The sequence below is a fragment of the Mycolicibacterium peregrinum genome, assembly GCF_001665625.1.
In the GTDB taxonomy this organism is placed as follows: Bacteria; Actinomycetota; Actinomycetes; order Mycobacteriales; family Mycobacteriaceae; genus Mycobacterium; species Mycobacterium peregrinum_B.
This window is the reverse complement of record NZ_LZSY01000187.1, coordinates 23,667-46,600: the sequence shown is the minus strand read 5'-3', so window position 1 is coordinate 46,600 and position 22,934 is coordinate 23,667. Positions and strand designations below refer to the sequence as shown.

Here is a 22,934-nt window from a genome sequence, read left to right as displayed (position 1 = left end):
AACGGGTTGGGAAGCGTCAGAGCTTCTGCACCGGTGCGTGATTGTGCATGAGCTTGACCCGACCCCCACTGCCGAAGTCGATCAAAGACATCGCCAGATCGCCCACGCCGGTGACTTCCTCGACGCGGCCCAACCCGTACTTGTCGTGGGTGACCCGATCGCCGGGCTCCAGCGTGATGATCGGACGGTTGCGCGCCGGCGCGGGCCGTGACGGGGAAGGACGCGGGGTGCCGTAGCGGCCGGCGTTGCCGACCGGCGCACTCATCGACGACGGCTGCTCGATGCGTCGCCAGTTGATCAGGTCTTCGGGAATCTCCCGCAGGAAACGAGACTCCGGGTTGAGCATGGGTTGCCCCCACGACGAACGCACCTTGGCCCGCGAGAGGTACAGCCGCTTGCGGGCCCGGGTGATGCCGACGTAGGCCAACCGACGTTCCTCGGACAGCTCGTTGGGATCGCCGAGTGCCCGCATGTGCGGGAACATGCCGTCCTCCCAGCCCGTGACGAACACCGCCGGGAATTCCAGTCCCTTGGCGGTGTGCAGCGTCATCATCGTCACCACACCTGCACCGTCCTCGGGAATCTCGTCGGCGTCGGCCACCAACGAGACCCGCTCCAGGAACTGGGCCAGCACACCGGTGTCGGGGATGTCCTCGTCGACCGGCTCGCCCTCACCCTGCTCGGCCAGTGCCCGGGCATTGGCCAGATCCGTGCTGAACTCGTGTGCGACGCTGACCAATTCGTTGAGGTTGTCCAGCCGGGCCAGATCCTGCGGATCACTGGAGGCCTCCAGTTCGCGGCGGTAGCCGGTGCGCTCCAGCACGGCCTCCACCAGATCACCCAGCTCGTCGTCGAGCTTGGTCCGCAGCTGGTCCAGCATCTCCACGAAGCTCGCGATGGCCTTCTCCGAGCGGCTGTTGAGCATCGGCACCCGCCCCTCGGCGGCCGCCTGCAACGCATCGTTGAAGTTTGCGCCGGTGTTCTCGGCGTAGACCGCGACGCACGCCTCGGCCCGGTCGCCGATGCCACGGCGGGGGGTGTTGAGGATGCGGCGCATGCTCACCGCGTCACCCGGATTGTCGAGCACTCGTAGGTAGGCGACGATGTCTCGGATCTCGCGGCGTTCGTAGAACCGCACGCCGCCGACGACCTTGTACGGGATGCCGGCGCGGATGAACACTTCCTCCAGTGCGCGCGAGGAGTTGTTGGTCCGGTAGAACACCGCGACGTCCGAATACTTGAGGCCCTCACTGTCGGCCAGCGAGTCGATCTCCTCGGCCACGAAGCGGGCCTCGTCGTGCTCGTTGTCGGCGACATAGCCGACGATCAGCTCACCCTCGCCCTCCTCGGTCCACAGCCGCTTCTCGCGGCGGCCCGTGTTGCGGGCGATCACCGAGTTGGCCGCATTCAGGATGGTCTGGGTGGAGCGGTAGTTCTGCTCGAGCAGGATCGTGGTCGCGTCCGGGTAGTCGCGTTCGAAGTCCTCGATGTTGCGGATGGTCGCGCCGCGGAACGCGTAGATGGACTGGTCGGCGTCACCGACGACACACAGTTCCGACGGGGCCACCCCGTCCTTCTCGTCGAGGTGGTGCCCGACCAGCTCACGCACCAACACGTACTGCGCGTGGTTGGTGTCCTGGTACTCGTCGACCAGGACGTGGCGGAACCGGCGCCGGTAGTACTGGGCGATCTGCGGGAAGGCCTGCAGGATCCCGACCGTCTCCCCGATCAGATCGTCGAAGTCCAGCGCATTGGCCGCGCGCAGCCGACGCTGGTACTCGCCGTAGACCTGCGCGATGATGCCGGCCATCTCCTCGGCCGCCTCCGACGCCTCGGCCGCGGCCTGCTCGGGTCCGATCAGCTCGTTCTTCAGGTTCGAGATGCCGTTGGCCAGCAGCCGCGGCGAGTACCGCTTGGTGTCCAGCCCCATGTCCTTGCCGATCATCATCAGCAGGCGACGGGAATCGTCCGAGTCGTAGATCGAGAAGTTGGAGTTCAGTCCCGGCAGCAGTGACGCCTGATTGCGCAGGATCCGCACGCAGGTGGAGTGGAACGTCGAAACCCACATGTTCCTGGCTCTGGGGCCCACCAGCTGGACCACGCGCTCGCGCATCTCGGCCGCGGCCTTGTTGGTGAACGTGATCGCCAGGATCTGCCCGACCCCGACGTCACGGGCCGCCAGCAGATATGCGATACGCCTGGTCAACACCGCCGTCTTACCCGACCCAGCACCGGCAACGATCAACAGCGGCGACCCTTGGTGCAGCACTGCCTGGCGCTGCTGAGGGTTCAAGCCATCAAGAAGTTGATCAACATCTGCAGCAACTGGCGAGGCGACGGGGGAAGTGGTCATCTTGCGTTCAAACTTACCGCCGAGCGGGGACAGTTTTGCGCTGGCACGGGCCGACTGGGACGATCAGCCTGTGCCTGAGATCGATGACCTGCGCCGCGAGATCGACGAACTCGACGCGACCATCCTTGCCGCCGTCCAGCGACGCGCCGAGGTTTCCAAACTGATCGGCAAGGCCCGAATGGCCTCCGGCGGCACCCGCCTGGTGCACAGCCGCGAGATGCAGGTCATCGAGCGCTACAGCGTGCTCGGCCCCGAGGGCAAGGACCTGGCCATCCTGCTGCTGCAGCTCGGGCGCGGCCGCCTGGGTCACTAGACCCCCGCACCCGCTCAGCGGCGCGCCGGTTTGGCAGGCGCCTTCAGCGAGTCGAGCAGCCACGGCGTCAGCCACTGCACGGCCTCCGAGGTCGGGTGCACACCGTCGCTGCGCATCCGCACCCCGTCGATCTTCGCGGTGTACTTGCCGTCCGGGTTGAGCTTGGCGTTGAAATCCAGCACCGACACGTTGGGCCGTTGCCCGACCACATTGCGCAGCATGGTGTTCCAGGCCTGCACCCGGCCCGGCTGATCCTCGGGGTATAGCGTCCCGTCCGACCGTTCGCCGCGTCGGTTGTACGGCGCCGTGGTCACCACGACACGGGCGCCGGTCGAGCTCAGGATGTCCAGCGCGCGCTGCAACTCACCTTTGAGGTAGGCGTCGTAGGCGTCGTTGCCGACGTGCGTCCACCGGCCCTTCCAGGTGCGGTCCACAACCTCCCAGCGCCCGATCATCAGCAGCACGGTCTGCGGGCGGTCGTGTGCGATCCGCTGCGCCCAGCGTTCCGGCCAGGAGTCACACTCCGGCTTCTGGTTCAGCGTCTCCCCGGCCGACCGGTACGGTCCGCCGCGGGCGATGCCGCAGCCGATGGTGGTGTAGTCGCTGAAATGAAAGCCAGGCGTGGCAGGCAGATAGCGCATCAGAGTCCAGGCCACTGAGTCGCCGAACACCGCAACGGTCTGCGTGCCGGGCGGCAGCGCCGGCGGTGGCCCCACCGGGACGGCCCGCTCGGCGCCGATGTCCTGCTCCGAGGCGGCCGCAGCCATCACGTCCGGGCCGGCGGGGCGGGTCGGAACACCGACCGGGACGAACGTCATCGTCACCACCGCCGCGGTGGCCACCGTCGCCGCCGCCAGCCGCAGCATCGGGACGTGCTGTGGGCGCCAGTGCCGGACCGGCTGTTCGATCGCCCACCACGACACCCATGACACCGCGATCGTCACCGCACACCGCAACGCCAGCAGCGACCAGCCGGAAAGCCCGGTGCGTTCGCCGTTGAGGATCAGAAAGATCGGCCAGTGCCACAGGTAGACGCCGTAAGAGATGACGCCGAGGGTGACCAGCGGGAACCAGGCCAACGCCCGCGCGACGTAACCGTCCTGGTCCAGCGCGACGGGGGCGACGACGAGCACCGCACCCACGGCCACCGCGATCAGCAGCCCGTGATGGAACTCGTCGGCACTGCCGGTCGCGAGGTGCGCGGCCAGCGCCAGCACCGCGATTCCGATCACCGGCAACGTCCAGGCGACCCATCGCCGCCATCGGGTCCGGATCAGCGTGCCCGACACCGTCAGCGCCGACCAGTCCCGCACCAGCAGCGCCGCGGCAGCCGCACCGATCAGCAGCGCCTGCGCCCGGGTGTCGGTGCCGAAGTACACGCGGTTGAGCTCACCGGTGTCGCCGGACATCCAGATCGCCGCTGCCGCCGAGCCGGCCATGCCGAGGACGGAGAGGACGAACACCACCGCGCGGACAGCGCCCGTCGAGCGGCGGCGCACCAGCAGCGCGGCGGCCAGCACGAGCAATGGCCACAGCAGGTAGTACTGCTCCTCGACCGCCAGCGACCAGGTGTGCTGCAACGGCGAGGGCGTGGCGCCCTGGCTGAAGTAGTCGGTGTCTGCGGCGACGAACACCCAGTTGGCCATCCAGAAGAACGCACCGACCGCATCCTCTCGGAGCGAGGTCACCGCTTCGGAGGGGAACAACGGCCGGGCGATCACGACGGCCAAGGTCATCAGCACTATCGCCGGCAGCAGGCGCTTGGCCCGGCGGATCCAGAAGCCTTTGAGGTCGATCCGCTCGGTGCGGCGGAACTCGTCGAGCAAGAGCGAGGTGATCAGGAATCCGCTGAGCACGAAGAAGACGTCGACGCCGATGAAACCTCCGGCCACGCCCGGCACCCCGCCGTGACCGGCCAGCACCAGGGCCACCGCGATCGCGCGGATGCCGTCGAGTGCCGGGATGTCTCGGCGGATGGAGGCACGCCGACGCCGACTGGCAGCACGGACCGGCGCCGCAGTCACGTCATGCCCTCCCGTCGTGGCGTCCGAGCCCCAGAGTTTAGGGGGCATCGGGCGCCGAATCGGGAAGGCGCGACGAGGCGCTAACGGGTTAGCGCAATATATTTCGTGTCGAGGTATTCCTCGATGCCCTCGATGCCGCCCTCACGGCCGAAGCCGGATTCCTTGATGCCGCCGAACGGGGCAGCCGCATCGGAGATGACACCGCGGTTGATTCCGACCATGCCGGATTCGATGCCCTCGGCCACCCGCAGCGCACGGTCCAGCGACTGCGTGTAAACGTAAGCAGCCAAGCCGTATTGGGTGTTGTTCGCGGCGGCCACACCTTCGTCCTCGGTGTCGAAGCCCGTGATCGGGGCGACGGGACCGAAGATCTCCTCCTTGAGGATGCGGGCGTCGGCGGGCACATCGGCCAGCACCGTGGCCGGGTAGAAGTTGCCCGGGCCGCCGGGGGCGACGCCGCCGACGGCGACCGTCGCACCTTTCGACACCGCGTCGGAGACGAGTTCGGTGACGGTGGCGACCTGCTTGGAGTTGATCAGTGGACCCAACGTGGACGCGGGGTCGATGCCCTTGCCGAGGGTGAACTCGCTCATCCGCTTGACGAGCTTGTCGGTGAACTCCTCGCGCACCGAGTTCGCGACGTGAAAACGGTTGGCGGCGGTGCAGGCCTCGCCGCCGTTGCGCATCTTGGCCAGGATCGCGCCGTCCACCGCCGCGTCGACGTCGGCGTCGTCGAACACGATGAACGGGGCATTGCCGCCCAACTCCATCGACGTGCGCAGCAGCTTGTCGGCGGATTGCTTCACCAGTGCCTTGCCCACCCCGGTCGATCCGGTGAAGGTGAGCTTGCGCAGCCTGCCGTCGTCGATCAGCGCGGTGGTCACCGCACCCGGATCGCTGGTCGGCAACACCGAGAGCACGCCCTTGGGCAGGCCGGCCTCATCCATCAGCTTGGCCAGCAGCAGCATCGTCAGCGGGGTTTCCTGCGCGGGCTTGACGATCATGGTGCAGCCCGCGGCGAAGGCAGGCCCCATCTTGCGGGTGCCCATGGCCAGCGGGAAGTTCCACGGCGTGATCGCGTAACACGGGCCGACGGCCTGCTTGGTGACGAGGATTCGCCCGGTGCCCGCAGGCGCCGGGGTGAAGCGGCCGGCGATGCGCACCGCCTCCTCGGAGAACCAGCGGAAGAACTCGGCGCCGTAGGCGACCTCGCCCTTGCTCTCGGCGACGACCTTGCCCATCTCCAGGGTCATCAGCGCGGCGATGTCGTCGGCGCGTTCGGTGATCTTCTCGAACACCGAGCGCAGGATCTCGCCTCGCTTGCGCGGCGCGGTGGCTGCCCATTCGGCCTGCACCGCACATGCGGCGTCCAGCGCGGCGACCGCATCGGCGGCGGTCGCGTCGGCCACCGTGGCCAACACCTGATCGTCGCTCGGGTCGAGCACATTGAACGTCGAGGCGGCCTGGCGTTCTTCACCACCGATCCACAGACCCGTGGGCACGGATGAAATCAAGTCTTCAATGGCCATACATCCATCATGTACACCTTCGAATCAAGCACCGCACTAAGGTCAGCAGAATGAGTGCTGACATCACCGCAACCCCCGCATGGCAGGCATTGTCGAAGCACTACGACGAGATCCGCGACATTCATCTGACGGAGCTTTTCGCCGAGGATCCGGCCCGCGGAACCGAACTGGTGTTGACGGTCGGCGATCTCTACATCGACTACAGCAAGCACCGCGTCACCCGCCGCACTCTGGAATTGCTGGCTGACCTGGCGCGCGCCGCCGGACTGGAGGCCCGCCGCGCGGCGATGTTCGCCGGAGAGCACATCAACACCTCCGAGGACCGCGCGGTCCTGCACACCGCACTGCGGTTGCCTGCCGATGCGGCGTTGACGGTTGACGGCCAGGACGTGGTGACCGAGGTGCACTCTGTTTTGGATCGGATGGGCGATTTCACGGACCGGCTGCGCAGCGGCGAGTGGACCGGCGCCACCGGCGAGCGCATCAAGACCGTGGTCAACATCGGCATCGGCGGTTCAGACCTGGGGCCGGTGATGGTGTACGACGCGCTGCGCCACTACGCCGACGCAGGCATCAGTGCCCGCTTCGTGTCCAACGTCGACCCTGCCGACCTGGTCGCGACGCTGGCCGATCTGGACCCGGCCACAACGCTTTTCATCGTGGCCTCTAAGACGTTCTCCACACTCGAGACGCTGACCAATGCCACCGCCGCCCGCCGATGGCTGGTCGAAGGACTGGGCGGCGGTGCCGGACAGGAAGCCGTCGCCAAGCATTTCGTCGCGGTGTCCACCAACGCGAAGCTGGTGCAGGAGTTCGGCATCGACACCGACAACATGTTCGGCTTCTGGGACTGGGTGGGTGGCCGGTATTCGGTGGACTCGGCGATCGGGTTGTCCGTGATGGCCGTGATCGGCCGCGAGCGGTTCGCCGAATTCCTCGCCGGATTCCACCTGGTCGACGAGCACTTCCGTACCGCCCCGCTGGCCGAGAATGCTCCGGCACTGCTGGGGCTGATCGGCCTGTGGTACTCGAATTTCTTTGGCGCACAATCACGCGCGGTGCTGCCCTACTCCAACGACTTGTCGCGGTTCGCGGCATATCTGCAACAGTTGACCATGGAGTCCAACGGCAAATCGGTGCGCGCCGACGGCACCGCCGTCACCACCGACACCGGTGAGATCTTCTGGGGCGAGCCGGGAACGAACGGCCAGCACGCCTTCTATCAACTGCTGCACCAGGGCACCCGCTTGGTACCGGCCGATTTCATCGGCTTCTCTCAACCGACCGACGACCTGCCCACAGCCGACGGCACCGGCAGCATGCACGACCTGCTGATGAGCAACTTCTTCGCCCAGACCCAGGTGCTGGCATTCGGCAAGACGGCCGAAGCGATTGCGGCAGAAGGGACACCGGCTGCGGTGGTGCCGCACAAGGTGATGCCCGGAAACCGACCGACGACGTCAATCCTGGCAACCAGGTTGACGCCGTCGGTCGTGGGTCAGCTCATCGCCCTCTACGAACACCAGGTGTTCACCGAGGGAGTTGTGTGGGGTATCGATTCCTTCGATCAGTGGGGCGTCGAACTAGGCAAGACGCAGGCGAAGGCGCTGTTGCCGGTGATCACCGAGTCGGAATCACCTGGCACTCAGTCGGACTCGTCGACCGATGCGCTGGTGCGCCGGTATCGCGTCGAGCGCGGGCGCTCGGCTTAGGAGCGTCCCCAGCCGAAGCGATCCCCGTTAGGGCATCCCCGGGACCGTCGCGCAGCCCACGTTCGGGATGCAACCGCTGGCGCCGCCGGGACCGGCTGTGCCACCGGGACCGCCGGGGATGGAGCCGGTAGCCCCACCGGGCCCCGCCGTTCCGCCCGGGCCGTAGGGAATCTCACCCGTCGCGCCACCGGGACCCGCCGAGCCGCCGGGGCCGTAGGGAATCGAGCCGCTGGCGCCACCCGGGCCTGCCGTGCCACCGGGACCACCCGGAATTTGGCCGGTGGCGCCGCCAGGTCCGGCGGTGCCAATGTCGGAGCACGCGGTGCCGTCGGCATTGACACAAGGCGGCGGAGCAGGCTCAGCCATGGCCACGGGGCCAAAGGCGACAGCACCTGCCGCAGCGCCTGCAAAGAGCATCGAGGCAATCAACTTTGTGGTCATAAAGGCTAACTACCCAAGTTCACCCGGTGCTGAAACCCCGCCCCGTCCAGAGCCCACCGACTGAAGGCCGCGGCGGGTAGGCGTGTCGGCGGAGGGGAGGGCCGTATAGACCTGCCCGCCTGTCCGCGACTTTTCAGCGACAATCGCCTCATAGATACCTTGGGTCACTCTGACCCCACGGCCGATTAGTACTTATGTCACTCCAGCCAACTACAGCCACTTCAGCATCAGATTTCGGGCTGCCCGGCTATCAGCGACAGTGTCGCTAACAGGCGGGCACTGGACTGACGAGCTCAGTGAGTCCAGTGGTGCTGGAGTGCCGAAAACCGCCAGCGACAATGTGGTTGGCGATACCGATGTTGTTCAGGTGGCGATTGTCGCTGAGAAGTCGCGGACAGTCGGGCACATCGACATTCCTCGGCAATCTGCGACGGGAGTGATGCCTGTGGCTAGGCGAACCGCTTGGTGTACTTCGGTGGCAACAGCCTCATCACCTGGGTCAGCGGCGCCCACGGCCAGCGCGGGACCACGGCCCGGCCCTTCTCCTTTTCGATGGCCTCGACCATCGCCCGCACCCCGGTCTCGTTGTCGACCATGAGCATCGTGGTCGCCGACTTGGCGGTCATCTCCGACTCGATGTAGCCGGGCTCGATCACAGTCACCCGGATCGGGCCCTTGTCGTACTCGGCGCGCAGCGACTCGCCCAGCGAGGTCATGCCGGCCTTCGAGGCGCAGTAGGCGGCCTTGCCACCGGGCACACCGGTGTTGCCCAGGACCGACGAGATCAACACGAGATGACCGCTGCCGGACTTCTTGAACATCTCCAGCGCTGTCTCGATCTGCACCAGACCGGCGATCAGGTTGGTCTCGATGGTCGCCTTGTTCGCCCATGGCTTGCCCTCGCCCAGCGGCCAACCCTTGCCGATCCCCGCGTTGACGATCACGCGGTCGATTCCGCCGAGTTCCTCGGACAGCTCGCCGAACACCCTTGGCACGGCTTCATGGTCGTTGACGTCCAGCGCAGCGACGGCCACCTTGACGTAGGGGTGCCGGTCGGCCAGTTCGGCTTTGAGCTCATCGAGCCGCTCGGTGCGACGGGCACACAGCGCCAGGTCCCGGCCCTTGGCCGCGAATTGCCGGGCCATGCCCGCGCCCAGTCCAGAGCTGGCACCGGTGATGAGGATCTTCTGACGGGTCATCGCTGCAGGATAACCGAGTTAGACAACTGTCAAAAACGCGGACTACTTCAACAGTCGTGACATCCGGCGATCGGCCAGCACCTTGCCGCCGGTCTGACATGTCGGGCAGTACTGGAACGACTTGTCGGCGAAAGACACCTCCCGCACGGTGTCCCCGCACACCGGGCACGGCAGCCCGGTGCGGGCGTGCACGCGCAGGCCAGAGCGCTTCTCCCCTTTGAGCGTCGCGGCCTGCTGCCCCACCGACCGCGTCACCGCATCCGTGAGTACCGAGATCATGGCGTCGTGCAGCGCGCCGAGTTGGGCATCAGTCAGCTTGGCCGCGGTGGCGAACGGCGACAGCTTGGCCACGTGCAGGATCTCGTCGCTGTAGGCATTGCCGATCCCGGCAATCACCTTCTGATCGGTGATCACCGTCTTGATCCGCCCGCTCTGCCCGGCCAGCGCACCGGCCAACCCGGCTGAATCCAGTGACAGCGCGTCCGGTCCGAGTGAGGCGATCTGCGGTACGTCGAGAGGATCGCCGACGATCCAGACCGCCAACCGCTTCTGGGTGCCGGCCTCGGTCAGGTCGAAACCCAACCCGTCACCCAGATGCACGCGCAGGGCGATCGGGCCCTTTCCCGACGGCTTCAGCGGGGTCGGTGACAGCTTGTCGGACCACCGCAACCACCCCGCCCGCGACAGGTGCGTGATCAGATGCCAGGGGCCCACTTCCAGACCGAGGTACTTGCCCCAGCGGTTCGCCCCGATCACGGTCTGGCCGTGCAATGCCGTCGTCGGCGGGTCGAACGTCTTGAGCACCGACAACGCGGCCACGTCGATCCGGGTGACCACCCGGTCCGTCGCATGCCGGCGCAGATGATCGGCCAGCGCCTCGACTTCGGGCAGTTCAGGCATGGCTCCAGTGTGTCAGCGAAACGCCGAGCATGCTGTAGACATGTCCAATCGGCCTGCTCCCCGAGCGACCAACCCGCTGCGGCACGTCTTCGTGATCAACAGCGTGCCGCGTCGGTGGCCGTTCGCGCTGCGCGCCGGAATCTGCATGGCGGTACCGGTTCTGGTGGGCTGGCTGGCCGGTGACACCACCGCCGGATTGATCGCCACCATCGGCGGATTCACCTCGCTGTACGGCAGCGGGCGCCCCTACTTGAATCGGGGCGGGTTCCTGGCGGTGGTTGCGGTGAGCTTCGCGGCCGCGGTGGCTCTCGGGGACTGGGCGTCGTCGACACCCTGGCTGGGCGTGCTCACGGTGACGATGATCGCCGCGGTGGCCACCTTGGTCTGCCATGCCCTGAGCGTCGGACCGCCCGGCGCCTACATGGTGGTACTGGCCTGTGCGGCCGGCACCGGCACCCCGGCCACGCTGCACCTCACCCCGGCTCATCACGCGACGCTGGTCCTCGCGGGCGGGGCGTTCGCCTGGCTGGTGCACATGAGCGGCGCGCTGGTTCGTCCCCGCGGACCGGAGAAGGCCGCGGTGGCGGCGGCTGCCGCTGCCGTCGCGGCCTACATCGAGAACCCTGGCGCCGAGGCAAGACATAAAGCGGCCCTCCTGCTGCACACCGCATGGGTCACGCTGGTCAGTTATCAACCGGTGCAACCGAAACCGGACCAGGCGCTCTATCGGTTGCGAGTGGTCAACCGCCGCCTGCACGTGCTGTTCGCCGAGGCCATGCGTGCCTCGGACTCGGGTGAACCGCTGGCGTTCGACGGTGCCGCCCTGGCCCGCCATCTGGCTACCGTGCCTACCGATGCGATCACCGATGAGCATGGCGCCGAGGGAATTCCACTCGGCAGGCCCAGCGTCGTGCAATTACTGAGCCGGGCCCTGACGCCGGGTTCGGTGTCACTGCAACTGGCAGTGCGCGTCGGCATCGCGGTCGCGATCTCGGGCGTCATCGCGGTGCTGATCTCGCAGGCGCTCACGATGACCCACGCCTACTGGGCAATGGCGGCCGCGGTACTGATGCTGCACCAGGGCTTCGACTGGCAACGCACCGTGGCCCGCGGGGTCGAACGGACGCTCGGCACGTGGCTCGGACTCGGTGTGGCCGGGGTGATCCTCGCGTTGCACCCACAGGGCCTGTGGCTGGTGCTGGTGATCGGGGCGCTGCAGTTCACCATCGAGATGTACGTGATGCGCAACTACACGCTGGCCGTCGTGTTCATCACCCCCGCCGCGCTCACCATCGCCTCGGGCGGCCAACCCGTGGACAACCTCGGCGAACTGCTGCTGACCCGCGGTAGCGACACCCTGATCGGTTGCGCGGTGGCCCTCGCGGTCTATTGGGCGACCCAGCGTCTTCGCCATCCGACCGGTCTGCGCAGTGCCGTCAACGCCACGCTCGACGCGGTCACCGCGACCCTGCCTCACCTGGCAGCCGGCGACGCCACCTCCGCGGCGGCCCGCACCGAGCGGCGCGATCTGCAACTGCGGGCCACGGGGCTGCTCCCGGCCTATGACGCCGGCATCGGCGGTTCGGCCGCGCAACGCCTTGGCGCCGAACGCATGTGGCCGACGGTCGTGGCCACCGAACAACTCGCCTACCGCACCCTGGCGGCCTGCTGGGGTGCCGAGCACGACGGCGCGACCGAGGCCGGCGCCGAGGCGGCGGCAGACACCGCGGCGGCGCTGACCGAGCAGGCCACAGCCTTACGCGAAAGCTTTACGCGAGAGCCTTGACGAACGACAGCAGCCAGCTCACCAGCGACAGCACGATCGCGGCCCAGATGGCGGTCCACCAGAACTGGTCGATGTGCAGACCCCAACCCGTGGTGTTGTCGGTGATCCACGAGGTGATCCACAGCATCAGCGCATTGATCACGATGTGGATCAGGCCGAGCGTGAGGATGTAGAGCGGAATCGACAGGATCTGCACGATCGGCTTGACGAACGCGTTGACCAGACCGAAGATCACCGCGACGACGAAGATGATGCCGACCCTGGCGATGGTCGAGTCACCGCCGATGAAGTAGATCCCCGGCACGACGAGAGTGACCACCCAGAGCGCGAATCCGGTTATCGCGGCGCGCAGGAGAAATGAGCTCATGGCGGTCTAGTCTGCCGAGCGCAGCAGGTATGTGTCCATGATCCAGCCGTGGCGGGTTCTGGCTTCGGTACGCGCAGCAACGATTTCGTCGCCGATCTCCCCGACCGTTCCCGCGTAGAGCAACTCATCGGGTGTGCCCAGATAGGCGCCCCACCAGATGCGGGTCTGCGGCGGGCACTGCTGAAAAGAACAGTCCGCGTCGAGCATCACCACGGCGCTACCGGTCAGCCCGTGCTCACGCAATTGACGTCCGGTGGTGATCAGCACCGGTTCGCCGACGTCGTTGAGCGGAATACGGTGCCGTGCGGTCAGCACCTGGATTGCGGTGATGCCCGGGACCACGTCGTATTGGATGTCGAGGTGCTCGGCCACTTTTTCCAGGATCCGCAGGGTGCTGTCGTACAGCGACGGATCTCCCCAGGCCAGGAAGGCCCCGGTGCCGTCGGGCCCGAGTTCGGATTCGATGGCCTTCGCCCAGATCCTGGCCCGCTCGGCATGCCAGTCCGCCACGACCTGGCGGTAGCCCGGCGCGTCGCCGGCCGCGGCGCGCGGCGGGTCGACCAGTTCGACGAAGCGGTAACCATCGGGTTTCTCGATGAACCGGTCGCAGATCTGTTTGCGCACGGCGACCAGGTCATCGGTCGGCGAGCCTCTACGCGGACCCTTGTCCATCGCGAAGAACACCTGGGTGTCGTTGAGCGCGGAAATGGCCTGTGCGGTGACGAAGTCCGGATCACCGGCCCCGATACCGATGACATGGATGCGACGCACCGTCGAAGGTTAACCGAACAAAAACCGAGTACCCCAAGTATCCGGTACCCGGGGTATTGACATCACGCATTGTCGGTACCTACCGTCGGGAAGAGGGGGACCACAAACGAAGGGAACGTCAACGGTGACAACTTCGGTCAGACCCGGCGGAGGCTCGGCCAACGCTGCGCGGCGGGACGCGTTCTCCGAACGCCTGCTCAAGGGTTCGGTTCGCAAGTCGTACGCGCCGGTGGTGGACATCGACTGGCAGGCGCCGATCGATCCGGACAAGTTCTTCCTGCCGCCGCGGATCGTGTCGCTGTACGGAACCCCATTGTGGGACAGCATGTCTCGCGCAGAACAGATCGAACTGTCACGCGAGGAACTGGCCAACACGCTCTCGGCGGGCATCTGGTTCGAGAACATCCTCAACCAGGCGCTGCTGCGCAAGATGATGCACCAAGATCCCACCTCGAATTCCACGCACTACGAGCTCACCGAACTCGGCGACGAAACCCGTCACATGGTGATGTTCGGCAAGGCCATCGACAAGATCGGCGCCAAGCCGGTGCGACCACGGCTGTACCAGCGCATGATCATCAACTCTCTGCCGTTCTTCTTCCGCGGCTCGGTGCTGTGGGTGGCCGCGCTGATCGGCGAGGAGATCTTCGACTCCCTGCAGCGGCAGATGATGGATGACCCCGAGTTGCAGCCGATGGTGCAGCGCCTCATGCGCATTCACGTCACCGAGGAGGCCCGCCACATCCAGTTCGCGCGTGACGGCCTGCGCGGGCGCACCCCCTCGATGCGCTGGTACCAGCGGGTGTGGGTGGCCAACCTCAACGGGGTCGGCGGATTCTTCTTCCGCTACCTGTTCACCAACAAGGTCCAGTACGCACGCGTGGGCCTCAACGCCCGCGCCGCCCGTCGCATGGCTCGGGCCAGCGCACACCGCCGTGGGGTGCAGATCTCCGGATTCGCCCCGCTGGCCGCCTTCCTCGAAGAGGTCGGGTTGATGGGCCGCATCGGACGGCGGATGTGGCGGCGCTCGGGGTTCCTGCCGGCGAAGGCCCCGCGTGGCCTCACCGGATTGGCCGGACCGGACGCAGGTTCCGAGGATGGCGTCACCGAAGAGGTGTTCGACGGGCTCGCCATTCTCGACACCGGTGACGGCGATCGCCGGGTGAACGTTCGCCTGGCCGGTCACCTCGATCCGATCGACGGCCGCTACCACTGGCAGGGAACGATTCTCGATGCCCCGAGCACTGTCACTCCCGGGCCGGTGCGGCTCACGATCGGCACCCGAACGGTCGATGCCCGCATCACCGAGCGCACCTCGCAGGGCACGCACTCCATTGCCGGTGTGGGCGAACCGCCCTTCGAACTGGACGGCGCCGACGAGTCCGGAGTCAGCGCCGCCGGGTAATCGCCGAGCGGCCGAGCAACCCGACGGCGAACACTGCACCACAGATCCCGGAGATCAGCAGTGGCAGCTGGCCGGGCTGACCTGGAACCACGGTCCAGAGAAGCCCGGCCCACACCCCGGCGCCCAGCACGGCAAAACCGCTGAGCCCCTGGAAAACTCCCTGTGCGCTGCCCTGGAGGTCAGCGCCGACCAGGGAGGCGACCCAGGCTTTGCTGACCCCGTCGGTACACCCGGTGAACAAGCCGTAAGCCCCGATCAGCAGCCAGGCCAGCAGCGGATCGGTGGTCAGTCCCAGCCCGGCATAGCCGATCGCGAAGAACACCAGACCGAGGCCGAACACCGGCAGCCGACCGATCCGGTCGGCCAGCAGCCCGGCCGGGAAACTGGAGATGGCGTACACCGCGTTGTAGGTGACGTAGGCCAGGATCACCTCGACGACAGAAAAGCCGATCTCGTTGAGCCGCAACAACAAAAGGGCGTCGGGGAAATTCACCAGGCCGAACGCCACCAGCACGGCCGTCACCCGCCAGTACCGCCCGGGCAGATCGCGCACGCGGGCGAACACCGGCTGACGCTGCGGGCGCGGCTCGGTCCGTTTCCCTTTCGCTTTTTCGGACACCAGGAACACCAGGGCGACGCTGAGCACCGCGGGCACCACCGCGACCCACAGCAGTGGCGCGATCTGATGGTCGAGCAGTTCGTAGCCGGCCAACCCCAGCAGCGGACCGACGACAGCGCCCATGGTGTCCATGGCCCGGTGGAACCCGAACACCCGGCCACGGGCAGCGTCGTCGACATCGACGACCAGTAGGGCATCCCGCGGCGCCCCGCGGATCCCTTTGCCGAGCCGGTCCACCACGCGGCCCGCGAGCACACCGGACCACGCACTCGCCGCCGCGACCATGACCTTGCCCAGGGCAGCCATGCCGTAGCCGGCGGCGATCAAGGGCCGCTTCGAGTAGCGGTCGCCGAGCGGGCCCGCGGCCAGCTTGGTCATCGCGGCCGCGCCTTCGGCGGCGCCCTCCACCGCGCCGACCACCGCAGGTGGGGCACCGAGCACGGCCGTCAGATAGATCGGCAGCAGCGGATAGAGAAGCTCGCTTGCAGCGTCCTGCAGAAAGGACACCGCCGACAACACTCGGACGTTGCGCGTCAGCCAAGCGGGCACCAGGTCATCATGCCTGCCGATCGGCCGCACAAAACTAGAACACGTTCTAGTGTGTACGGCATGCGGTTCACCTATGCCGAAGCCATGACCGATCCCACCTACTACATCCCGCTGGCCCAGGCGGCCGAGGCGGCCGGCTACCACGCCATGACCATTGCCGACAGCGTCGCCTATCCCTTCGAGTCCGATTCGAAGTACCCGTACACCCCCGACGGCAACCGGGAGTTCCTCGACGGCAAGCCGTTCATCGAGGCCTTCGTGATGGCCTCGGCCTTGTGCGCGGCCACCACCACGCTCAATTTCAACTTCTTCGTCCTCAAGCTGCCGATCCGCCCGCCAGCCCTGGTGGCCAAGCAGGTCGGCTCACTGAACGCGCTGTTCGACAACCGGCTGGGCCTCGGGGTCGGCACCAGCCCGTGGCCCGAGGATTACGAGTTGATGGGCGTGCCGTTCGCTCGGCGCGGCAAGCGCATGGACGAGTGCATCGACATCATCCGGGGACTGACCAGTGGCGACTACTTCGAGTACCACGGCGAGTTCTACGACATCCCCAAGACCAAGATGACCCCGGCACCGTCGAAGCCGGTGTCCATCCTGGTCGGCGGGCACGCCGAGGCGGCGCTGCGCCGGGCGGCCCGCAACGACGGCTGGATGCACGGCGGCGGCACCGACGATCTCGATGTCCTCCTGAAACGACTCAAGGAGATCCGTGCGGAGGAAGGTCAGACCGGACCGTTTGAGGTCCACGTGATCTCGGCGGACGCGTACACACCCGACGGCATCAAACGGCTCGAGGACAAAGGCGTCACCGACGTGATCGTGGGCTTCCGCCTGCCCTACATCAAGGGCGACGACCCCGAGCCACTGGACCGCAAGATCCGCCACCTTGAGAAGTTCGCCGAGAACGTCATCGCCAAGGTTTGATCTGCGCTGCCCGCGGGCCTCTGCAGGTCGGATGTTGTTTGGGCGATCGTCAAGATTTTTGACGCGGGTCGAGAGAACAGGACGCGGGTCGAGAGAACAGGTTGAGGGAACAGCGGGCGCGCCGTTAGCGTTGCACCCGCCGTTCTGGCCAACGCTGTCCGAGAGCTCAGTCCGGCCACCACCGGAAAAAACTCAGAAGACTCGGAAAGCCTGCGAATGACGACCTCTCTCGAACGTGCGCGCTCCATCGTCGCTCCCGACCCCACGGTGCGCATGCTCGCAGTGTTCGCCCTGGCCCTCGGCGGCTTCGGGATCGGCACCACCGAATTCGTCGCGATGGGCCTCCTACCCGATATCGCGACGGGCTTCGGCATCACCGAGCCCACCGCGGGCCACGTCATCTCCGCCTACGCGTTGGGCGTGGTCGTCGGCGCGCCCGTCATCGCCGCGCTCACCGCACGGTGGCCGCGCAAGGCGCTGCTGCTCACCCTGATGGCCGTCTTCACCCTCGGCAACGTGGCCAGCATGCTGGCCCCGACGTACGCGACCTTGGTCACCGCCCGGTTCGTGACCGGTCTGCCGCACGGCGCGTTCTTCGGGATCGCCGCGCTGGCCGCCGCGCATCTGATGGGTCCGCAGAACCGGGCCAAGGCCGTGGCCTATGTGCTGTGCGGGCTGACCGTCGCGACGGTGCTGGGCGTGCCCTTGGCCTCCTGGCTCGGCCAGGCCCTGGGCTGGCGCAGCGCGTTCGGTCTGGTGGTCGGAGTCGGGCTGGTCACGCTGGCCGCCCAGTGGGCTTGGCTGCCCGAGCAGCTCCGGGCCATGCACGTCACCAGTCCGCTGACCGAACTCGGAGCGCTGCGCCGACCCCAGGTGTGGCTGGCGGTGCTCGTCGGCATGATCGGCTTCGGCGGCATGTTCGCGGTCTACACCTACATCAGCACCACGATGACCGACGTGACCGGACTGCCGCGGTCGCTGGTTCCCGTGGCGCTCATGGTGTTCGGCCTCGGCATGGTGGTCGGAAACCTGATCGGCGGCCGACTGGCCGACATCTCGGTGGTCCGTGCGCTGTACCTGGCGCTGGGCTCACTGGCGGTATTGCTGGCCGCGTTCTCGCTCGGGTCGCACAGCCCGTGGACCGCGTTGCCGCTGTTGTTCGGTGTCGGGGTGGCCGGCTCCGCCGTCGGCCCCGCCCTGCAGACCCGGCTGATGGACGTCGCCCACGATGCCCAGGCACTGGCCGCCGCACTCAACCACTCCGCGCTGAACGTCGGCAATGCCACCGGCGCGTGGGTGGGCGGCCTGGTGATCGCGGCCGGTTTCGGTTACACCGCTCCCGCGGCCGCAGGCGCGGCGCTGGCCGTCGGCGGCCTGCTGGTGTTCACCGTGTCGGTGGCGTTACAACAACGGACCGCTACCCGATGATGACGGAGGGATGATGTGAACCGCGGCTTCTTCGGCAGAGGCCGCGCCACCATCGATGCCGACCTCAGTCCCGAGCAACTCCGCCTCGTCGTCCTCGCCGAAGCCGGCATCAGGGGCGACCAGCCGGCCGGACCGCCGATCCCCGACCTCGTCGTCGCCGGCCTGCTCGTCGGGAACCTCGGAATCGTCTAGTTGCATCGCGGGATCGGGCTCTTCCTCGGCCAGCAGCTCATCGAGAGTCTCGTGGCCACGCGGTTCCCGCCAACGGTCCGGCGGGGAGTAACCCTCGTCGAGCAGATCGTCCACACCCCGGTCGATCAGGGTGTCCTCCTGAGTCAACTGGTCGTCGTCGTCGACGCTGTACCCGTCACTACTCATCCTTCAACGATGGCACAGGTCGGGCCCACCTGAGCAGTTCTTCGCAGTCGGAGATCCGACACAGCGACCCGGTCGAGCATCCCGCCCCGATCCTGAGAAATATCCAATATCCAGCTGAGAATTCTGGAATTTTCGAACCCAATTCCCAATTAGACGTATTAGGCAGCAACCGGTAGTAGTGGGACTTCCGGTGCGGCCTGCAACGGAGGGTTGGGAAATGAAGTCATATACCATCGCCACATTAGCCGCGGGCGCGCTGGCCGCGGGAGCATTCCTAGGGGGCGTCGCCGCCGCCGCCCCGACCGCACAGTCGGCCGAACAGACCGTGAAAAGCCTCCAGACCAGCGGCTATCACGTCATCGTCAACCGCACCGGCGCGGCACCACTGGCCAACTGCACCGTGCTCGGCGTGCGCCAGGGGCAGACCATCGCCACCAACGACTCAAGGGGCGGAAGCTCGATCAATACCACCGTAATTTCAAAGACGGCATACGTCGACGTCGCCTGCTGAGTCGGGAATAAAACCGGGCATGCATTTGTTGTGACGCCAAACCGGAATTAATCGATCCGGTGATAATTCCATATCCGCAGTCGGCCGCACAGTGTTGTGCGGCCGATTGTTTTGGGCCGGGTCCGAGCGTCCGCCGGACTTGTCGGTGCGCCGGCGTACGGTACCGAACATGAGTTCGATACTGGTTTCCGAGAGGGACATCGAGCGGACGATCGTCGGCGATGCCCTCGAACATCTGAATGCCGCCTGCAAAGAGATCGACGCGCTGTCGGTGCATGCCCTGACCCGCGCAGAGCTGCACGAGGTTTTGAGTCGGCTCGACGCCGGTGAGAAACGGCTGGCCACCGCTCAACAAAGGCTCCTCGGGCGGATGGTCGCCACCAACACCGCGTCGCCACCGCGGTTCGATCCGGCCGCCGTGCTGGCCAGGCGGTTGCGCATCTCGCCGGCCGAGGCCCGGCGGCGGATAGCCGACGCCGGCCAGCCGTCCGACTGAGGTCTACGAGTTCGACGGCATCCACAGCGGGGTATCCCACCCGCGTGGCATTCGACATCACCCCCACCGCGGCGCAGCATGACCTGGCCCGACGCACCCACGAATTCGCCGAACAGGTGGTACGTCCGGTCGCCGCGGACTACGACCGTCGGCAGGAGTTTCCGTGGCCGGTGCTGGAAGAAGCTGCGGCTCAGGGCTTCTACAGCCCACTGTTCTATCGCGACCTGATCGGCGACCCGACCGGACTGTCCCTGCCGATGTTCATGGAGGAGCTGTTCTGGGGCTGCGCAGGGATCGGGTTGGCCATCGTCATGCCGGCCCTGGCACTGTCGGCCATCGGCCAGGCCGCCTCGCCGGAGCAGATGTTGCGGTGGGCTCCCGAGTGCTTCGGCACCCCGGGGGACCTCAAGCTGGCAGCCTTGGCGATCTCCGAACCCGAGGGCGGCAGCGATGTGCGCAACCTGCGCACCTACGCCGTCCGTAGCGGATCCGGACCAGACGCGGACTGGATCATCAACGGCCACAAGATGTGGATCGGCAACGGCGGCATCGCCAATGTGCACGTGGTCAACGCAGTCGTCGACAAAGAGCTCGGCCACAAGGGGCAAGCGTTGTTCATCGTGGAGGGCGGCACCCCGGGGCTGGAAACGGTGCGCAAACTCGACAAGCTCGGCTGCCGGGCCTCACACACCGCGGAGCTCAAGTTCGACGGTGTCCGAGTTCCTGCCGACCACCTGCTCGGCGGTCAGGACAAACTCGAGCACAAACTGGCCCGAGCCCGCGAAGTCGTCGCAGGCGGTCAGAATTCCGGGTCGGCCACCCTGGGGACCTTCGAACAGACCCGGCCGATGGTGGCTGCACAGGCCCTCGGAATCGCCAGGGCCGCACTGGAATACGTCACCGAATATGCGAACCGCCGGGTTGCCTTCGGCGCTCCCATCATCGACAACCAGGGCATCGCGTTTCCACTCGCCGACCTGGCCACCCGGATCGATGCCGCCCGGTTGCTCACGTGGCGGGCGTCCTGGATGGCCGCGACCGGGGTGCGGTTCGACCGCGGCGAGGGCTCGATGTCGAAGCTGGCCGCCAGCGAGGTGGCAGTCCGCACCACCGAGCAGGCCATCCAGACGATGGGCGGCTGGGGCTACGTCACGGATCATCCCGTCGAGAAGTGGTACCGGGATGCCAAGCTGTACACGATCTTCGAGGGCACCAGCGAGATCCAGCGCATCGTCATCGCGCACGCTCTCGGCGCGGCCGACGGCAAGCCGCCACTGCATGTCGACCTGGAGCCGTCCGGCGGGCCGTTGAACCGGTGGTTCGGACGCGGCACACCGCTGCGGACCCGAGCGGCCGGCGCCGCACTGTCTGCGAAGGACCACCTACCGGAGCCCGTCATGCGCCTGGCGATGAAAGCCCTACGCCCGCCACGCAAGTAACCGCACGCCGGATAGATTCGACGTCCATGACCGTCACCGTCGACGAACTCGAAGTCGCTGACTCGCCGGATGCCTGGACGCAGGCGGGATTCCGTGTCGATCCCGGCGGAGACGCCGGCCCGGTCTGCCGGGTCGGCGGGGTGCGCATCCGACTGGTCGGGCGTGACCGCGGCGCCGGCATTGTCGGGTGGTCGTTGCGCGGCCTCCCGGCCGACGGCACCTTCGAAGACCTCGACGGCATCCCGACGGCGCGGTCGATGACCGCCACCGCTGATTCCGCCACTCACGCGAACGGTGTCGCCGCGATCGACCACATCGTGTTGCTGTCCCCCGACCTGGACCGGACGGTCGCCTCGATGGCAGCCATCGGCGAACAACCGCGCCGCGAGCGGGACACCGAGCTCGGTGGGCGGCCCATGCGCCAGGTCTTCTTCCGACTCGGCGAGGTGATCGTGGAGGTCGTCGGTTCACCGGAGACCGCGTCTGACGGCCCCTCGACGTTGTGGGGAATCACGTACACCGTGGCCGACATCGACGCGACGGCGGCGTTCTTCGGCGACCGCATCGGGCCCGTCAAGGACGCAGTCCAGCCCGGACGCCGGATCGCCACGCTGCGGCACCGCGACCTCGACATATCCGTGCACACGGCGGTGATCTCGACGACTCTGCCGGCTTGACGTGTGTCGGGGCGCCGGTCGCCCGACGCGGTTACCTATCCTCAGCGCATGACCGACGCCGGACAGATGAGTGACAACGTCGTTGTCGTCCACACCGACGGCGGGTGCCGGCCGAACCCGGGCCCCGGCGGCTGGGGTGCAGTGCTGCGCCACCGCGAGCACGTTCGCGAAATGTACGGCGGGGAGCCCGGAACCACCAGCAACAACCGGATGGAGCTGATGGCTCCCATCATGGGGCTCGAGGCGCTCACGAGGCCCGTGGTGGTGCATCTGCACACCGACAGCACCTATGTCCGCAACGGCATCACCAAGTGGGTGCTCGGCTGGCAACGGAATGGCTGGCTGACCGCAGCCAAGCAGCCGGTGAAGAACGTCGACCTCTGGCAGCGACTGCAGGCAGCGTGCGCCCAGCACCAGGTCGAGTGGTTCTGGGTGAAGGGGCACTCAGGGATCGCCGACAACGAGTTGGCCGACGAGCTCGCGACCCGGGGGCTTCGGGAAGCGCTCGACGGTTCGGGTGATCTGGTTCACTGACTCCCCACACAGCTGACGGAGATGCAGGTACGCCGTCATCGACGAGATACAGAAGGTCTGCTGGAGCGGTGATCACTGCCGCGCTCCTCGACCATTCGCGGAAACAGAGGCGCTCCCCGCAGCGGGCCGTAGTCAGCGGCGGCCAAGGCGGCTGCGGCCGCCGACACCAACTCCAGGACGAGAGCCGGCTGCCGGCCGGCGTGAGCCGGGAAGTCACCAAACAGCAGCCAGGCCAACGTCAGTGTGGTGATAACCCCAAGACCGTCAGTCGCGCCGATGATCGAGACATCCGGCCTGTTCAGGCCGATCCGTCCGCCGGTGATCGCGGTGGTCAACGCGCACGCGGCCAAGGCCACGCAGAGCGGAAAAGTGAGCTTCCACAACCCCCACGCGATGCGATCGGCGTCCTGAACCTGGGTCCACGGCAACAACAATGCGACGACCATCAAGGCGCCGGCAGCGCCGCAGACCAGCCGTCGGAGCAAATTGGTCATTTCGTCCTCCCAACAGTCATTCCAGTGATCGTCGAGGTCAGAGGTCGTGCTGTCGATTACCTGGAGGTAATGGAGTAGCGCACCT

22 protein-coding genes are annotated in these 22,934 nt (G+C 66.9%); 11 read left to right on the top strand and 11 right to left on the bottom strand.

Going from position 1 to position 22,934, the window contains the following annotated elements; translation table 11 throughout:
• Positions 1–16: 16 nt before the first annotated feature.
• Positions 17–2,353, bottom strand: a complete 2,337-nt coding sequence (gene pcrA, locus A5779_RS30225; RefSeq protein WP_064887379.1) for a DNA helicase PcrA — start codon at positions 2,351–2,353, stop codon at positions 17–19.
• A 1-nt stretch (position 2,354) separates the two neighbouring features.
• Between pcrA and A5779_RS30220 the strand changes: the two genes are divergently transcribed.
• Complete coding sequence (locus A5779_RS30220) at positions 2,355–2,666, top strand: chorismate mutase (RefSeq protein ID WP_413784957.1); 312 nt, start codon at positions 2,355–2,357, stop codon at positions 2,664–2,666.
• A gap of 14 nt (positions 2,667–2,680) precedes the next feature.
• Here A5779_RS30220 and A5779_RS30215 read toward each other — a convergent pair whose 3' ends face one another.
• Together A5779_RS30215 and A5779_RS30210 are read right to left on the bottom strand one after the other, a co-directional pair.
• Positions 2,681–4,738, bottom strand: a complete 2,058-nt coding sequence (locus tag A5779_RS30215; RefSeq protein ID WP_207549141.1) for an SGNH/GDSL hydrolase family protein — start codon at positions 4,736–4,738, stop codon at positions 2,681–2,683.
• Positions 4,739–4,770: 32 nt separating this feature from the next.
• A complete protein-coding gene (locus A5779_RS30210; RefSeq protein ID WP_055117260.1) occupies positions 4,771–6,219 on the bottom strand; it encodes an NAD-dependent succinate-semialdehyde dehydrogenase in 1,449 nt (482 codons plus the stop codon).
• Between the two features lie 50 nt (positions 6,220–6,269).
• On the opposite strand from A5779_RS30210, the gene pgi reads away from it, so the two are divergent.
• Entirely contained in the window at positions 6,270–7,931 is a 1,662-nt protein-coding gene (gene pgi / locus A5779_RS30205) for a glucose-6-phosphate isomerase (protein WP_064887377.1), read from the top strand.
• A 27-nt stretch (positions 7,932–7,958) separates the two neighbouring features.
• On the opposite strand, the gene A5779_RS33245 is transcribed toward pgi, so the two are convergent.
• The 3 genes from A5779_RS33245 to A5779_RS30195 form a co-directional block, all read right to left on the bottom strand.
• A complete protein-coding gene (locus tag A5779_RS33245) occupies positions 7,959–8,372 on the bottom strand; it encodes a hypothetical protein (RefSeq protein ID WP_236734927.1) in 414 nt (137 codons plus the stop codon).
• Positions 8,373–8,821: 449 nt separating this feature from the next.
• Positions 8,822–9,571 carry an SDR family oxidoreductase gene (locus tag A5779_RS30200; protein ID WP_044520156.1) on the bottom strand — a complete coding sequence of 250 codons (750 nt, stop codon included), beginning with the start codon at positions 9,569–9,571 and terminating at the stop codon, positions 8,822–8,824.
• Positions 9,572–9,613: 42 nt separating this feature from the next.
• Positions 9,614–10,471, bottom strand: a complete 858-nt coding sequence (locus A5779_RS30195) for an Fpg/Nei family DNA glycosylase (protein WP_064887376.1) — start codon at positions 10,469–10,471, stop codon at positions 9,614–9,616.
• A gap of 40 nt (positions 10,472–10,511) precedes the next feature.
• On the opposite strand from A5779_RS30195, the gene A5779_RS30190 reads away from it, so the two are divergent.
• Positions 10,512–12,257 (top strand): FUSC family protein, encoded by a 1,746-nt coding sequence (locus A5779_RS30190; protein ID WP_082941911.1) that lies wholly within the window; start codon positions 10,512–10,514, stop codon positions 12,255–12,257.
• Here A5779_RS30190 and A5779_RS30185 read toward each other — a convergent pair.
• Together A5779_RS30185 and cobF are read right to left on the bottom strand one after the other, a co-directional pair.
• Entirely contained in the window at positions 12,241–12,624 is a 384-nt protein-coding gene (locus tag A5779_RS30185) for a phage holin family protein (RefSeq protein ID WP_055117268.1), read from the bottom strand. The genes A5779_RS30190 and A5779_RS30185 overlap by 17 nt on opposite strands.
• Before the next feature lie 6 nt (positions 12,625–12,630).
• Positions 12,631–13,395, bottom strand: coding sequence for a precorrin-6A synthase (deacetylating) (gene cobF, locus A5779_RS30180; protein ID WP_064887374.1), 765 nt, complete (start codon positions 13,393–13,395; stop codon positions 12,631–12,633).
• A 124-nt stretch (positions 13,396–13,519) separates the two neighbouring features.
• Between cobF and A5779_RS30175 the strand changes: the two genes are divergently transcribed.
• Positions 13,520–14,800: a diiron oxygenase gene (locus A5779_RS30175; protein WP_064887373.1), complete on the top strand. Its 1,281-nt coding sequence runs from the start codon at positions 13,520–13,522 to the stop codon at positions 14,798–14,800.
• Here the strand turns inward: A5779_RS30175 and A5779_RS30170 are convergent.
• Positions 14,784–15,968 (bottom strand): MFS transporter, encoded by a 1,185-nt coding sequence (locus A5779_RS30170; RefSeq protein WP_064887404.1) that lies wholly within the window; start codon positions 15,966–15,968, stop codon positions 14,784–14,786. The two genes, A5779_RS30175 and A5779_RS30170, sit on opposite strands and share 17 nt — an antisense overlap.
• Positions 15,969–16,028: 60 nt before the next feature.
• On the opposite strand from A5779_RS30170, the gene A5779_RS30165 reads away from it, so the two are divergent.
• Both A5779_RS30165 and A5779_RS30160 read left to right on the top strand, forming a co-directional pair.
• Entirely contained in the window at positions 16,029–16,892 is an 864-nt protein-coding gene (locus A5779_RS30165) for an LLM class flavin-dependent oxidoreductase (RefSeq protein WP_064887403.1), read from the top strand.
• Positions 16,893–17,108: 216 nt separating this feature from the next.
• Positions 17,109–18,320, top strand: coding sequence for an MFS transporter (locus A5779_RS30160; protein ID WP_064887372.1), 1,212 nt, complete (start codon positions 17,109–17,111; stop codon positions 18,318–18,320).
• On the opposite strand, the gene A5779_RS30155 is transcribed toward A5779_RS30160, so the two are convergent.
• Positions 18,294–18,698, bottom strand: a complete 405-nt coding sequence (locus A5779_RS30155) for a DUF5709 domain-containing protein (RefSeq protein WP_064887371.1) — start codon at positions 18,696–18,698, stop codon at positions 18,294–18,296. The two genes, A5779_RS30160 and A5779_RS30155, sit on opposite strands and share 27 nt — an antisense overlap.
• 217 nt (positions 18,699–18,915) lie before the next feature.
• On the opposite strand from A5779_RS30155, the gene A5779_RS30150 reads away from it, so the two are divergent.
• The 5 genes from A5779_RS30150 to rnhA all read left to right on the top strand — a co-directional run bounded on the left by A5779_RS30150 (position 18,916) and on the right by rnhA (position 22,355).
• A complete protein-coding gene (locus A5779_RS30150; RefSeq protein ID WP_064887370.1) occupies positions 18,916–19,209 on the top strand; it encodes a hypothetical protein in 294 nt (97 codons plus the stop codon).
• A 169-nt stretch (positions 19,210–19,378) separates the two neighbouring features.
• Complete coding sequence (locus tag A5779_RS30145; RefSeq protein ID WP_055117285.1) at positions 19,379–19,705, top strand: hypothetical protein; 327 nt, start codon at positions 19,379–19,381, stop codon at positions 19,703–19,705.
• Between the two features lie 44 nt (positions 19,706–19,749).
• Complete coding sequence (locus A5779_RS30140; protein ID WP_064887369.1) at positions 19,750–21,144, top strand: acyl-CoA dehydrogenase family protein; 1,395 nt, start codon at positions 19,750–19,752, stop codon at positions 21,142–21,144.
• A 26-nt stretch (positions 21,145–21,170) separates the two neighbouring features.
• Positions 21,171–21,821, top strand: a complete 651-nt coding sequence (locus A5779_RS30135; protein ID WP_064887368.1) for a VOC family protein — start codon at positions 21,171–21,173, stop codon at positions 21,819–21,821.
• Between the two features lie 66 nt (positions 21,822–21,887).
• Positions 21,888–22,355 carry a ribonuclease HI gene (gene rnhA, locus A5779_RS30130; RefSeq protein ID WP_064887401.1) on the top strand — a complete coding sequence of 156 codons (468 nt, stop codon included), beginning with the start codon at positions 21,888–21,890 and terminating at the stop codon, positions 22,353–22,355.
• 35 nt (positions 22,356–22,390) lie between these two features.
• Here rnhA and A5779_RS30125 read toward each other — a convergent pair whose 3' ends face one another.
• Positions 22,391–22,849 (bottom strand): hypothetical protein, encoded by a 459-nt coding sequence (locus A5779_RS30125; protein WP_064887367.1) that lies wholly within the window; start codon positions 22,847–22,849, stop codon positions 22,391–22,393.
• Positions 22,850–22,934 lie beyond the last annotated feature (85 nt).